The sequence below is a fragment of the Acidicapsa dinghuensis genome, assembly GCF_025685685.1.
Classification (GTDB): Bacteria; Acidobacteriota; Terriglobia; order Terriglobales; family Acidobacteriaceae; genus Acidicapsa; species Acidicapsa dinghuensis.
Genome location: NZ_JAGSYH010000006.1, coordinates 288,676 through 302,403 on the forward strand (window position 1 = coordinate 288,676; position 13,728 = coordinate 302,403).

At 57.9% G+C, this 13,728-nt stretch carries 9 protein-coding genes; 6 read left to right on the forward strand and 3 right to left on the reverse strand.

From position 1 onward, the window contains the following. Positions 1-297 precede the first annotated feature (297 nt). From OHL22_RS19400 to OHL22_RS19410, 3 genes are read left to right on the forward strand one after another with little or no spacing between them, the layout of a single operon-like run. Positions 298-1,773, forward strand: coding sequence for a dihydrolipoyl dehydrogenase family protein (locus OHL22_RS19400; protein ID WP_263341126.1), 1,476 nt, complete (start codon positions 298-300; stop codon positions 1,771-1,773). 2 nt (positions 1,774-1,775) lie between these two features. Further along, positions 1,776-2,387 carry a protoglobin domain-containing protein gene (locus OHL22_RS19405; RefSeq protein WP_263341128.1) on the forward strand — a complete coding sequence of 204 codons (612 nt, stop codon included), beginning with the start codon at positions 1,776-1,778 and terminating at the stop codon, positions 2,385-2,387. A gap of 52 nt (positions 2,388-2,439) precedes the next feature. Continuing rightward, positions 2,440-3,423 carry a zinc-dependent alcohol dehydrogenase family protein gene (locus OHL22_RS19410; RefSeq protein ID WP_263341130.1) on the forward strand — a complete coding sequence of 328 codons (984 nt, stop codon included), beginning with the start codon at positions 2,440-2,442 and terminating at the stop codon, positions 3,421-3,423. Here OHL22_RS19410 and OHL22_RS19415 read toward each other — a convergent pair. Then, positions 3,420-4,520: a LacI family DNA-binding transcriptional regulator gene (locus tag OHL22_RS19415; protein WP_377819781.1), complete on the reverse strand. Its 1,101-nt coding sequence runs from the start codon at positions 4,518-4,520 to the stop codon at positions 3,420-3,422. The two genes, OHL22_RS19410 and OHL22_RS19415, sit on opposite strands and share 4 nt — an antisense overlap. Before the next feature lie 147 nt (positions 4,521-4,667). On the opposite strand from OHL22_RS19415, the gene OHL22_RS19420 reads away from it, so the two are divergent. Beyond that, a complete protein-coding gene (locus tag OHL22_RS19420; RefSeq protein WP_263341132.1) occupies positions 4,668-5,693 on the forward strand; it encodes a vWA domain-containing protein in 1,026 nt (341 codons plus the stop codon). Positions 5,694-5,722: 29 nt separating this feature from the next. Here the strand turns inward: OHL22_RS19420 and OHL22_RS19425 are convergent, their stop codons facing one another. After that, entirely contained in the window at positions 5,723-8,476 is a 2,754-nt protein-coding gene (locus OHL22_RS19425) for a glycoside hydrolase family 3 C-terminal domain-containing protein (RefSeq protein WP_263341133.1), read from the reverse strand. A 347-nt stretch (positions 8,477-8,823) separates the two neighbouring features. On the opposite strand from OHL22_RS19425, the gene OHL22_RS19430 reads away from it, so the two are divergent. Further along, positions 8,824-10,779, forward strand: coding sequence for an ArnT family glycosyltransferase (locus tag OHL22_RS19430; RefSeq protein ID WP_263341134.1), 1,956 nt, complete (start codon positions 8,824-8,826; stop codon positions 10,777-10,779). A 71-nt stretch (positions 10,780-10,850) separates the two neighbouring features. On the opposite strand, the gene OHL22_RS19435 is transcribed toward OHL22_RS19430, so the two are convergent. Beyond that, the gene (locus tag OHL22_RS19435) at positions 10,851-12,056 is read right to left on the reverse strand and encodes a DUF481 domain-containing protein (protein WP_263341137.1); all 1,206 of its coding nucleotides are present in this window, start codon (positions 12,054-12,056) and stop codon (positions 10,851-10,853) included. Between the two features lie 265 nt (positions 12,057-12,321). On the opposite strand from OHL22_RS19435, the gene OHL22_RS19440 reads away from it, so the two are divergent. After that, the gene (locus OHL22_RS19440; RefSeq protein WP_263341139.1) at positions 12,322-13,650 is read left to right on the forward strand and encodes a sugar porter family MFS transporter; all 1,329 of its coding nucleotides are present in this window, start codon (positions 12,322-12,324) and stop codon (positions 13,648-13,650) included. The last annotated feature ends 78 nt before the right edge of the window (positions 13,651-13,728 follow it).

The window sequence follows — 13,728 nt, forward strand, 5'->3', positions numbered from 1 at the left end:
GCTCGCGCAAACATGTGTTCGCGAGATGCACGTCATGCCTGTCTTCGACTGTTGCATCTTCCGGATCAAAAGCTCACCATCACGCGATGGACCATAGATCAAGTCATCGATCGAGCATAGTACAACCTGTATCCTGACATAGCGGCCTATGCGCCTGTCCCAACGTAATCCGTCAAGTTGAAACTTTTCCCCAGGTTGCAACATCCTACTCGACGGTCTTCGCAATCATTAGATCCGAAAACCTCACGCAAATGCGCCCTGCAGGGCCCTTGTCCTCAATCCGATATGGAGAACTCAATGTCAGCATCCGCTAGCAATACCGCTTCGTCCTCTCACACTATTGAAGACTATGATCTCGTCGTTCTCGGCTGCGGCGAAGGCACCAAATACCTGGCCTGGACGCTCGCGCGTCAGGGCAAACGCGTCGCTGTTATTGAGCGCAAGTGGATCGGCGGAGCCTGCCCCAACATGGCCTGTCTGCCGAGCAAGAACATCATCCACAGCGCCAAAGTCGCCTCATATTTCCGCCGTGGTAATGAATTCGGCATGCATCTGGAGGCAGAGGACGATGTAGTCGGCGCGGAATTGCGAGTCGACATGCGCACGGTTCAGGGTCGTAAACGCCGCATGGTCGAGGGACTGGTGCAGATGCACCTCGACAACTTCAGCTCGAGTGGAGCGGAACTCATCATGGGGACAGGCACCTTCATCGCCCCACGCACCATTCGCGTCGATCTAAACGAGGGCGGAACGCGGATCTTGCGCGGCACAGATGTGGTGATCGGAACTGGCACGCGCGCATCGATTCCTGACGTAGAAGGTTTGGCAGCAGCGCGTCCACTCACGCACATCGAGGCTCTCGATCTCGACGAGCTTCCAGAACACCTCATCATTCTTGGCGCCGGATACATTGGTCTGGAACTGGCCCAAGCCATGCGGCGGCTTGGCAGTGAAGTCACCCTTATCGAACGATTCGCGCGGCTACTGCCTTCCGTTGATGAAGACGTCTCCGCCGGAATCGCAGAGCTTTTTTCGGAAGAAAAGATCGCCGTCCTGACCGACGCCTACCCACTCAGCGTAAGCGGAGAATCCGGCAAGTCGGTCACGGTCGAAGTCTGCGCATATGAACGGGAGAAAGGCGTCGATCACATATTCAAGCTTGAAGGAACTCATATCCTGGTTGCTGCCGGACGCGCACCAAACACCAACGGTCTTGGCCTTGACTTAGCAGGCGTGGAACTATCCGGCGGCTATGTCCGCGTCAACGAGCGGCTTGAAACCACTGCGCCGCACACCTGGGCCATCGGCGATGTTGCTGGCAGTCCCAAGTTCACCCACATCAGCTTTGACGACTTTCGCATAGTCCGCGACAACATCGCTGGAGGCAATCGCGTCACGACTGGACGCCAGGTTCCATCGTGTCTCTTCACCGATCCCGAGCTTGCCTCCATCGGTCTAACCGAATCAGAAGCGAAGCGAAACGGTATTCCGTATCGTCTGGCAAAGATTCCGATGGCCGCCGATCTTCGTACCCGCACGCTCTCCGAAACGCGGGGCTTTCTCAAGGCGCTCGTCGAAGCTGACGGCGACCGCATTCTCGGCTTCACCGGCTTCGGTGTCGGTGCCGGAGAAATCATGGCAGCGGTACAAGTAGCCATGCTCGGCAATCTTCCATACACCGCCCTGCGCGACGCCATAATCACCCACCCCACGCTTTGCGAAGGCCTGGTCGCGCTCTTTTCCAAAGTTCCGCCCATCGGCAAAAATGGATAAGCATGGAGAACGGAGAGCACGACATTCACGGATATGACTACGGCAAAGCCGGCGTTCCGTCGTCGCCAGTAACACTTGAAGAGCTGCAACACTTCAAGATCAGCGCAGGCTTCACCGACGATACGGAGCGGTATCTGCGTATGGCGGGCGTAGTGCTCGCTCCGCAGGCTCCTGCCATCGTGCAGAAGTGGCGCAGCGGCATCATCGCCGGCATCCCACATCTTGCGCGCCACTCACGTGCAGTCAATGGCGATCCACGGCCCGGTTATCTTGCGGCCACTAACCTCCGCTTCGTGCAGTGGATTGAAGACACCTGCCTCCGTACATACGATCAGTCGTGGCTCAATTACCAGCATGAGATAGCCCTTCGCCACACCAGCCTCAAAAAGAATCAGACCGACGGAGTCGAATCCACTCCATTCGTTCCGCTTCATGACGCTGTCGCCTTCGTCGCCGTCATGAACCAGACCATCCGTCCTTATCTGGCCACACAGGGGCACAGCGAGGCCGAAGTCGAAGCGATGCATGCAGCCTGGTGCGCCTCGCTGCAACTGCAGGTGGCCCTCTGGCTGCGCAGCTACGCAACGCTAGCCAATCCCACCCCGGAGTTGTGAAGACCCGGAAGTAGTGAAGACACGCCGCATCCACCATCCAATGGAGCATCCGATGCAAACACGAGCCTGGATCATCGAAGAGTCAAACGGTCCATTCCGAGAAACCGAAATAGCTCTCCCCACTCCCACAGCAGATCAGGTTCTGGTCCGCATCGAGGCCAGCGGTGTCAATCCGCTCGATACTAAGATCCGCGCAGGCAACGCCGGCCACGCACAGCAACCACTGCCCGCAGTTCTAGGTCTCGATATGGCGGGCACCGTCGTTGAAACAGGCTCCGCCGTTACTGCCTTCAAACCCGGCGATGAAGTCTTCGGCATGGTTGGCGGCGTCGGCGGTCATCAGGGCACCCTTGCAGAGCACATCCTCGCCGACGCAGCTCTTCTCGCCCACAAACCCAGGTCGCTTTCCATGCGTGAAGCAGCCGCACTGCCATTAGTCACCATCACCGCGTGGGAAGGCCTCGTCGATCGCGCCAGGGTCGGCTCCGGCCAATCTGTTCTCATCCATGCTGGAGCAGGCGGGGTCGGCCATGTCGGCGTCCAGATCGCACGCGCATTCGGTGCAAAGGTCTTCGCTACCGTCTCTGCGAACAAGAAACATGTCGTGGAATCGTACGGCGCTACGCCGATCGATTACCGCGCGCTGACAGTCGAGCAGTATATCGCCGAACACACCGCAGGTGATGGCTTCGACATCGTCTACGACACCGTCGGCGGCTCAACGCTCGACGCATCATTCCTCGCCGTCAGGCGTTACACCGGCCATGCGCTCAGCTGCCTCGGCTGGGGAACTCATGCGCTCGCTCCACTCTCTTTTCGAGGCGCAACGTACTCCGGCGTCTTCACGCTTATGCCGCTATTGACTGGATTTGGCCGCGCTCATCACGGAGAGATACTCGCCAGATGCGCAAGCATGGCCGATGCTGGCAGGCTTCACCCCTTGCTCAATCAGCAGCGTTTCACCACTGCAGATATTGCTGCCGCACATGCCGCCGTGGAAGCAGGCTCGCTGGGAAAAGTTGTCGTAGAGATTTAGTCGCGCAGGGAAGTCTTGGATTTTGAGGCAGACTTTTCAGCCGCCGGAGCAGCGGTCGATCCCCGTACCACCAGGCTTGTCGAAACCAGAAACTCACGCTGAATCATGCTTTCAGCCGACGATGACTTTTCTGCCTGTAAACGCAGTGCGTCGAATGCGGCCTTTGCCAGCTCATGGCGAGACAGCCGGATCGTCGTCAGCGGCGGTAGCGTGAACTCGGCAAAGTCGATATCGTCGAGCCCGATTACCGACAAGTCCTCAGGCACGCGCAGATTCGCCATATACGCCGCGCGCAGTACGCCAATCGCCGTCATATCGTTCGAGCAGATCAGCGCCGTTGGCCGTGACGGCAAAGCCATCAGCTTTTCAAAACCCGTCACGCCGCCCTTCAGCGTGTGATCGCATTCGATGATCCAGTTCTTGTGCACGCGCAGATCCACCTCATGCATCGTCTGCTCAAACGCCTCGCGCCGCGTCAGTGCCGAATGCAGCACATGCGGACCGGCAAGAAATCCAATGCGCGTATGCCCCAGTTCCACCAGGTGCCGCACCGCTTCGTGAATACCCGCCGAGTAATCCAGCAGAATTGTGCTCACCGAAGGGTCGTCGAGGTGAAACTCCGCCAGCACAATCGGCATGTTGTGAATCGCCAGCTGATCCAGCACCGGTTCCTCACCGCCAAACGTCAGCACCGCCACGCCCTCAACCTTGCGCTCCAGCATGCGGCGCACACAGTTGGTCAAAAGCTGCGCATCGTTGTTCGTCGAGCTCACCAGAATCTCGTATCCATGCGCCACCGCGATCTCTTCAAAGCTCGCGATCAACTCAGGAAAGAAGGGATTGGTAATGTTTTCAACAATGATGCCAAGAATGCGGCTACGCCCTGAAACCAGGCTCCGCGCATGCGTGTTGGGAAAGTAATTGAGCTGCTCAATCGCCTGCCACACCCGCTGCGCCAGCTTCTCACTTACGGCAGGCGAGGCATTGATCGTCCGCGAAACCGTCGCAATGGAAACCTTGGCAAGTGCCGCTACGGTTCGAATATCTGGTTTACTGGCAACTGTGGTCCGGCTTCCTTTACGCTTCACAGCATTCATGGTACTTGGTTTTATAGGCCTCGCCAATAAGAAGGATGAATAACCGTACTGTTATTGGCTTTGGTGACAGGATCAGGCCTGTAAACCACCCTTCCGGCGCGGATGACTCCGCCCGGCGTCAACAGTCAAAGCTATCGGAGGATGTACTTGGAGGAGATCCGCGGCAACGCGCTTGTATTGCTTCGCACAGTGCTGGTTTTCATTGCCGCAGCCGTGTTGCGCGCCCCGATATGGGCGCAAGCCGCTCCCGCGTCGCTGCCGCTGATTGGTGCGTCCAGCAACCTCGTACTAACGCCGGTACTGGTGCGATCGGCATCAGGAGATATGGTGTCTGGGCTGAGCGCAGGCGATTTTCGAGTTACTGACAACGGACAGCCACAAAAGATACAAGCCGACCATGTCGATATGGATCGCGTGGCATTGGTTGTCGTAATGCAGGTAGGCAGCCGCGTTCCCATGCAGCTTCAGAGCTATCAAACGCTGACTGGGCTTGTCAGTGCGATGTTTGGCTCCTCTATTCCTCATGTAGCTCTCGTGACCTTCGACAGCCATATAGAAGAAACCTGGAATTTCCCGGATCGTTTCGATGGTCTTAAATATGCTTTCCGAAATCCGGGAAGCGGCGATGCTGGTGCTGCCGTTATAGACGCACTCAACGGTGCTGCTGGCCTTTTGAAAGCGCAGCCGATAGGTTTGCGACGCGTCATTCTTCTGCTAAGTCAACCACAGGATGAGCATAGCTTGATCACTCCTGCAGCTGTGGCGCGGCAGCTTGGTGAGAATAATATCACCGTCTACAGCATGGCATTTAAGCCGCGTACATCAAACAGGATTCACAAGCAGAAACGGCCAAAGAAAGAGAAGATGAGCCCGGCATCTGACGAAGCAACTTATGCCAAGGCTGAGTTCGATCGCATCGTATCGAGATTGCAGACAGACACCTCAGCGGAGTCTGCCGATCTTACCGGCGGAGAACACATCTGGCTCGATGATGCAGACCTACTGCAAAACGTGTTAGCGACACTGCGAACCGATTTTGCCAACACCTATCTGCTCAGCTTTTATCCGGACTCCAGCCAGCCGGGCTTCCACTCAATCCATGTGCAGCTAAAAAAGAAACTGTCCGAAAACACACTGGTAGCACGGCAGGCCTATTGGCGTGACAGCAATTGATTCAAGGCCATTTGAGGCTACAATCGCGTTCAATGCGGTAACGGTTGCGTTCCGCTGATCGTAAAACTCGCCTCCGACTTAGTCTCCGTCTCCAGCGGCTGCGTGCTCGCCAGCGTCAGCTCATATTTGCCCGGCAGAATGCTGCGCTCGCCTTTCTCATCCACGCTCGAAAGCTGCCGCGGCTCGATCTTCAGCTCCACGTCGCGCGTTTCGCCGGCCTGCAGATGCACCCGCTCAAAACCCACCAGCGAGTGGGTCGGCCCTCCTGCTTGCGGAGTCTTCAGATACGCCTCTACTACTTCATCCCCGGCAATCTGGCTCACATTCTTTACCGTCACTTTCGCCACCAGCGGCGCCGCCGCAGCCTCAGTCGCCTCCAGCTTGCTTGACGACAAAGTCACCGGCCCATAAGTGAACTTCGCATAACTCAACCCGAACCCAAATCCCCACTCGGGCTTGCCCGTGTAGTAGCGATAGGTGCGGTTCTTCATGCTGTATTCGGTAAATGGAGGCAGATCGTCTACCGAGTGATAAAACGTCACCGGCAGCCGTCCAGCCGGATTGTTTTCTCCCGCCAGCGTCTTCGCAATCGCCGTCCCGCCTTCAACACCCGGATACCATGCCTCGATGATCGCCCCCGCATGATCCTTCGCCCACGGCAGAGAAACCGCAGAGCCACTCATCAGCACCACCACCAGCGGCTTGCCGGTTGCAGCCACGGCTTCGAGCAAGTCTTGTTGTGCTTTCGGCAGCACAATCTTCGTCCGGTCGCCGCCTGCAAAGCCGTCAATCTTGATCGGCATCTCCTCGCCCTCAAGCTGCGGAGAAAGCCCCACAAACGCCACCGTCACATCCGAAGCCTTCGCTGCGGCCACAGCCTCATCTAACTGTGCCTGCGCCGGAGCTTCCCACTTCAGATAAATCCCTCCTCCCGCCTGATCGCCCGAATGACTGTACTCCAGCCGGAACTCATGCGCATTCGTGTCCGTAAAATCCACCGAAACCGTAGCCGGCTGGCCGCCATTCATAATCGGCGGAGCCGTCGGCGAAGCTCCCTTGGCAAAATGAAAATTCCCCATCGCCGCCGCATCGATGTGATGCCGTAATTCGCCTTCGCCTACCACCTTGCCATCCAGCGTCAGCCGGTAGCTGTCCTTTGGCGACCACGGAAAAGCGTCCGCGGGTTCAATTGAAAACGTGTAATGCCCCGGCGCCGGAACCGTCAGCGTCCCTTTCCACCGCACCGAGTAGTCATGCGTGCGGAGTTCCGGCACCGGCAGCGAGTCGCCCCACTCTGCCTGAATGTCATGATCCGCACGAGCCGCAACCGGTCGCCCCGTCCAATCTGTCGTTGCAAAGAACTCCGTCTTCAGCCCCTCGCTAAACGCCGTACGCGGCACTGGCACCTTCGCGCCCTCAGCCAGTGTCGAGCCCTGCGCATAGTGAATGCGCGAGGCAGGGAACTCGGCCTCAATCCCATCCGCCGGTTCCACCGGATGATGCGGGACACCGTTGTAGTTGCCCTCAAGCGAAAAGATCAGGTCTGCCGTCGGTCCCACTACTGCAATGTTCGCCGGAGCTTTTGACTTTCCAGAAGCAAGCGGCAGCGTACCATCGTTCTTCAGCAGCACCATCGCCTCTTCCGCAGCCTTCAGCGATACCGCCCGGTTCGCTGCTGAGTCATTCGCGCTGAATGGAATCTTGTCCAGCGCGCTCGATCCCGGCGGATCGAACAAGCCAAGTTCAAACCGTGCCGTATACAGCCGCTCCGCAGCTTTCGTCAGCAGATCCTCCGACACCAGGTGCTGCCGCACCGCATCCGCCAGCGTGTTAAATCCGGGAGCCCAGATTGAGCACGATAAATCCGTTCCCGCCTCCAGCGAAATCACCGACGCATGCGTGATATCCGGAGCGTTCTTGTGCCCATTCGTCACATCCTGAATCGCTCCGCAATCGGAAACCACAAATCCCTTGAATCCCCACGCCCCGCGCAGATGATCCACCAGCAGGTTCTTGTTCGCGCATGCTGACCATGTATCGATCGCGTTGTAAGCACACATCACCGATTTCACATGACCATCCACCACCGTCGCGCGAAACGCCGGCAGATAGGTCTCCTCCAGATCGCGCGGACTCGGATGAACGTCGAACGTATGCCGCTCCGACTCCGGTCCTGAATGCACCGCAAAATGCTTGCTCGTAGCAACGGCCTTCGGATGATCCGGATCGTCTCCCTGCACGCCGGTGATGAACCCAACCGCAAGCTTTCCCGTCAGGAACGGGTCTTCACCGTACGTCTCCTGCCCGCGTCCCCAGCGCGGATCGCGAAAGATATTGATATTTGGCGACCAGAACGTCAGCCCATAAAAGATGCGATGATTCCCCTCCCGCTGCGCCTCGTTGTACTTCGCCCGAGCCTCGGTTGAGATGATGTCGCCCATCGCATGCACCATCTTCGGGTCCCACGTCGCCGCCATGCCGATCGCCTGCGGAAACACCGTCGCATACCCTGCGCGCGCCACGCCATGCAGCGCTTCATTCCAGGTCTGATAATCGGGCACGCCCAGCCGCGGAATCGCTGTCGCCCAGTCCTCAAGCTGCTGCGCCTTCTCATCCAGTGTCATCCGCGACACCAGATCATGCGCACGCGCTTCTGGCGTCAACTGCGTGTTCAGATAATCCGGCTGCTGCGCCAGCAGCCCAGCGCTGTATCCAAACGCAAGAGCTATCACAGGCACAAAACGGCGGCAAAAACGAAACGCATCGATCATAGTTTTCCGCATGGGTTCTCGATCTCCCAGTCAGGCAATCGCGAGAGGAATGCTTTCTCATGTCGGAATCTGCGCGCCACACTGGCATCGCCCGATCCCGTCATAACACCCCTCAAAAAGATCGCCTGGACATTCCCGAAGACTCTACATCGCCCAACCATCATTTGGCTAGATATATCGCTTTACTTGGGGCATTTTTCTTTTCCTGCGCTCAACACAGCTCTCCGATTCCTCCTGGGCTGCCAGGCGCGTCCAGCCGCGGTCTTCACGGAAACCGGAAACACCCCTGTGCTATCCTCAGCGCAAAACGCGCGGCGAACGCCCATAGAAATCACCGCTCTTCAGCATCGGAGACACCTTTGCTTGCCATCCTGCCAGTCCTGGTTCTCATCGCAGTAGCCGCTGGCTTCTATCGCAGAAGCTTCGGTCTCCGAGACTCATTCCTCTACGCAACCATCCCGCTCGGCCTGTTCATGGTCTTCATGACCGAATCGCTAAGCGCCTTCCGAGCCATCGACCGTCTCACGTTCTCGATCTGCTGGTTCATCAGCTTTCTCGCGGCGTTGTTCTGGAGCAGCCGTCAGCACTCCACCGAACCCATGCTCAAACGCCTGCACGCATCATGGCGCACTCTCAACCGAGTCGAGCAGGTCATGGTCTGCGCCGTCGCTCTTGTCGCCGCACTCATCGCACTCACCGCTATCCTCAGCGCCCCAAATACCTGGGACGCCATGGAATATCACATGCCCCGCGTCGTCGAGTGGATCGGCAATCGCAGCGTCCGCCCCTACCCCACCATCGACCGCCAGCAGATCGCCATGCCGCCCTTCTCGGAGTACTGGATTCTGCACCTCCAGCTGCTCAGCGCATCCGATCGCTTCGCCAATCTCGTTCAGTGGTTCTCATACATCGGCAGCGCAATCGCAGCGTCACTCATCGCGCGTGAACTTGGAGGCAGCCGCCGCGCTCAGGTTCTCGCCTTCGTCATCGCCGCAACCATTGAGACCGGCATCCTCGCGGCCTCCGGCACCAAGAACGACTACGCGCTCTCGTATTGGATCGCAGTCCTCGTCTTCCTCATGTTGCGCTGGCGTCATAGCCAAAGCCGTCTTCTTGCCTTCGCCATGGCATGCGCGCTCGCACTCGCAGTCTTCTCCAAAGGCACTGCCTACCTATTCATTCCGCCATTAGTCGTCGCCTGTTTCTTCGTCTGGAATGCACAGGCGCGCAAGCGATTTCTCTTTGCAGTCCCACTCCTGATAGTCGTCTTCGCCGCAGTCAACGGCCCGCTCTGGGCTCGCAACTATGCCTTCAGTGGCTCGGTACTCGGTCCACCTTATTTCGATGGAGCAGGCCCCAACGAACATCGCCTGTACGCCAACGGCCACATCACGCCTGCCCGTTCGCTCGCCAACATTCTTCGCAATGTCGCGTTGAATCTCTCTGTGCCCAGCGAAAAAATCAACGCCGTTACCACCAAAGTCTTCTCCCGCGCCATGCTCACTCTCGGCGTCGACCCCAACGATCCCGAGCAGCTCATCTTCTCGCAGAGCGGCTCGCTGCCACCCTTCGATTTGCAATGGCGACCAGCTAGCGAAACACAATCAGCCAACCAGGGGCACTTCGCGCTCATGTTGCTCGCAACGATACTGTTTCTTTGGCGCTTTCGCAGCTTCGATAAATCGCTCGCTATTTTTGCCGCAGGCATCCTATGCAGCTTCCTGCTCTTCGCCATTATGATCCGCTGGTCCCCGTGGAACGCCCGCTGGCAATTACCCGACTTCATCCTCGGTGCGGCCTTCGCTGCCATCGTCTTCGCACGCGCGTTGCCGCGATCCACTGGAGTCATCGCGGCTCTACTTCTCTTGCTGGCGATCCCGTTGTCCATGCTCAACAACGCTCGCCCGCTCGTCGGATACAAATACAGTGTCCTTCGCAACCCCCGCAACGAAACTTACTTCTTCGACCATCACCGCGAAGTTGCTGACAACTTCATCCAGGCCTCAATCGCCGCGCGCAACAATAGTTGCCGATCCGTCGGCATCGATGCCACGCAGCTCCGTTTCGAATATCCCGTCATGGCCATCATGAATGAAGACCACCAACCTCGCCGCTTCAGCTACATGGCCGTGCAGAACTCCACCACTGCCTTCGCCGATCCCACCGCGCCCCCCGTGTGCCTCGTCGTCTGTCTCGGTTGCATACACGCGCCCGACGAAGCAAAGCCATACGTGCCGCAGTACAACAGTGTTCAGACCTTCGGCGACATTGTCGTCTTCAGCGATCCCAAATCAGCCGCAGCCACTCATCCATAGCAACTACTGACTCAAAAACAAACGGCGCGGTCTCGATAGAGATCGCGCCGTCTTCGCCCAAGCCACCGAAGCTATTTCCGCGTAAACGTGAACCCAAGTCCCGTAGTCAGAATGAAGTCGTTATCCTTCGTACCCGCCGGCGGGTCGGTGACGTACACATCACTGACCGTCGTCTGCCAGCTCAGGAACGACTTGATCTTGGTCGTTATTCCAGAGTTGAGCGTGAACCGGTACTGGCTCGTATCCTGCAAATCCGGGAAAATGTACGCCTGCTCCGTAAAGATACTGTTCGCACCGACCTTTGCGTTGTACGTCTCGCCAAAGTCAAGCGCGGCGAAGCTATTCGTTACAGGCGGAACTGCAGGAGTAATCGGAGTTGTCGAGTCGTTTTCAGGAACAGTGCTGTAGTTTTCATGTGTCCACACCAGGCCGCCCAGCACATCCATCTGCTGCTTCGGCCTCTTAAACGCATGCCATCCGAAACCACCACCCACCACAGACCGCAGATCCAGATACTGCAGCTGGTCTTCAAAGAAGTCGGTGGTGCCAAAGACAAATGTCTTGGGATTGACATTGTGGTCGTAGCGAAGACCGGCGCCGATGTTGTCAGCGGTAGTGCTGGTGTCGCTGATGCCGTTCGTTACGACCGTTGTGTGGGCGTAGATGTCATTGAAGTAAATCGACGTCTTATCCGTTGGTGTAGGCCGTTGCGCCGTAATGCCGGTGCCCAGCGTTGTCGTGTTGCTGTTGCCGCGCGCCAGTGCAAAGCTCACATTGGCTGTGGTCGTCCAGCCATGCAGTATGCCTGGATGCTGCGATTGTTCCCACGCAGTCTGTGCCGCAGGCGTGCGCACTGTTGTCAGGCCTGCCTTCGCGACGGTTTCCGGGCCTTCTTTGGTTACAACGGTAAATCCGTCGGTCGTACGATTGATCTCCGTAATCTCGACCTTTCGCGTAACGGTCTTCTTGCCTTCTTTCGAGTTAAGCGAAAGCACGACAGGTTTTTCGGTTTTAACGCTAACCACCTGATCGAACGCGATGGCAATGTCGCCGGCGTAATCGGTATGCAGCGTAAGCTTGCCGCCATCCACTTGCGTAACGGAGCCGGTTAGGTGATCGCCGTTCTTCAGAACAACAGTGTCGGCGAGGGCCGCCGTAGCGAGCGCAGTGATGCCCAGAAGCAGAAATGCGTTAGAAAAAAAGGCGCGCGTACGAAGGTGGGAAAAAGACCGAAGACGCAGGGGAGCAACATAGGAGAGGCTGAATGCAGCTTTCACGGATGTTGGATCCTTTCGGGGGCTGATGAAGCATTGAAGCTGATCGGACCGGACAGAACCTAGTCCTCCAAGTTCCGCGTTTGCAAGCATTCTAACGGCATCGGTTCCGGAACTCTGCCCCGAATTGAAGACATACGCAGAGTGGTATCGTTTCCATTACAATCATTCGGCGGGCATTGCAGCCCCAGACACGCAGCCATCCTGGTGCTTTCTCAAAGCTGTATGATGGCCGTTGTCTCCGAACCAATCCTGAACGGGGCTGAGAATGAAACCCAATTTTTACCTGATGAAGGCCACGGTAAGCGGCGCCCTCGGCGGCCTGCTCTTTGGCTTCGATACCGCTGTCATTGCCGGCGCCATCGACTCGGTGACTCGCTTGTACGGCCTCACCGACACCACCAAGGGCGTCACCGTCTTCAGCGCTGTTCTCGGCACCGTCATCGGAGCGCTTTTCGCCGGTGTCATCGGAGAAAAATTAGGAGGCCGCGAAACCCTCCGCATCACCGCCGTCCTCTACGTCATCTCCGCCATTGGCTGCTGCTTCGCATGGGACTGGCACTCGCTGCTCCTCTTCCGCTTCATTGGTGGCCTCGGCATCGGGGCATCGTCTGTCCTCGGCCCCGTCTATATCACTGAGCTTGCCCCGGCCAAGTGGCGCGGACGCATGGTCGGCACCTTCCAGATCAACGTCGTCATTGGCATTCTGCTCGCCTACGCTTCCAATTTCGCCGTCCGCGAAATGCACCTCGGCGCATGGGAGTGGCGCACCCAGCTCGGCGTCGCCGCCATCCCTGCCGTTCTCTTCCTGATCATGCTCTTCGGCATTCCTCGCAGCCCCCGCTGGTCCGTCTCCAAATCCCGCATCGACGAAGCCCTCGCCGTCCTCAAGCTCATGGGCGACCCCAACCCCGAAGGCGAATTGGCCGATATTCAACTCGCCCTCAAAGAGAGCCACGCCGTCGCCAACGAGCCCGTCTTCCGCTGGAAATACCGCTATCCGCTCTTCCTCGCCATCACCATTGGAGCCTTCAACCAGCTCGCCGGCATCAACGCTATTCTCTATTACCTCAACAGCATCTTTTCCTCTGCGGGCTTCAGCCAGCTCTCAGGCGACCTGCAATCCATCGCCATCGGCGCGACAAACCTCATCTTCACCCTGGTCGGCATGACCCTCATCGACCGCCTTGGCCGCAAGACCCTCCTGCTCATCGGCGCAGCCGGTGATGCCGTCTGCCTCGCCGGAGTCGCCTACGTCTTCCTCACTAATTCTCACCACTCCGCGCTGCTGCCGCTGCTCATCGTCTACATTGCCTTCTTCGCCGTCTCTCAAGGCGCGGTCATCTGGGTCTACATCGGCGAAGTCTTCCCCAATGTCGTCCGCAACAAGGGCCAGAGCGTCGGCAACAGCTCTCACTGGATCATGAACGCCGCCATCGCCTTGGTCTTCCCGATCCTGGCGGCAAAATCCGGGGGCGTGCCGTTCGTCTTCTTCGCCATCATGACTGTCATCCAGTTCATCGTCGTCCTTCTTGTCTACCCCGAAACCAAGGGCCAGACCCTCGAATCGCTCCAGCGGCGTCTCGTACGCGGCTGACACACCGGGAAACTCACTCAAACGGCTGACGTTTTCTAAAGACGTCAGCCGTTTCGTGTTTCACAATCCAAGACAAAC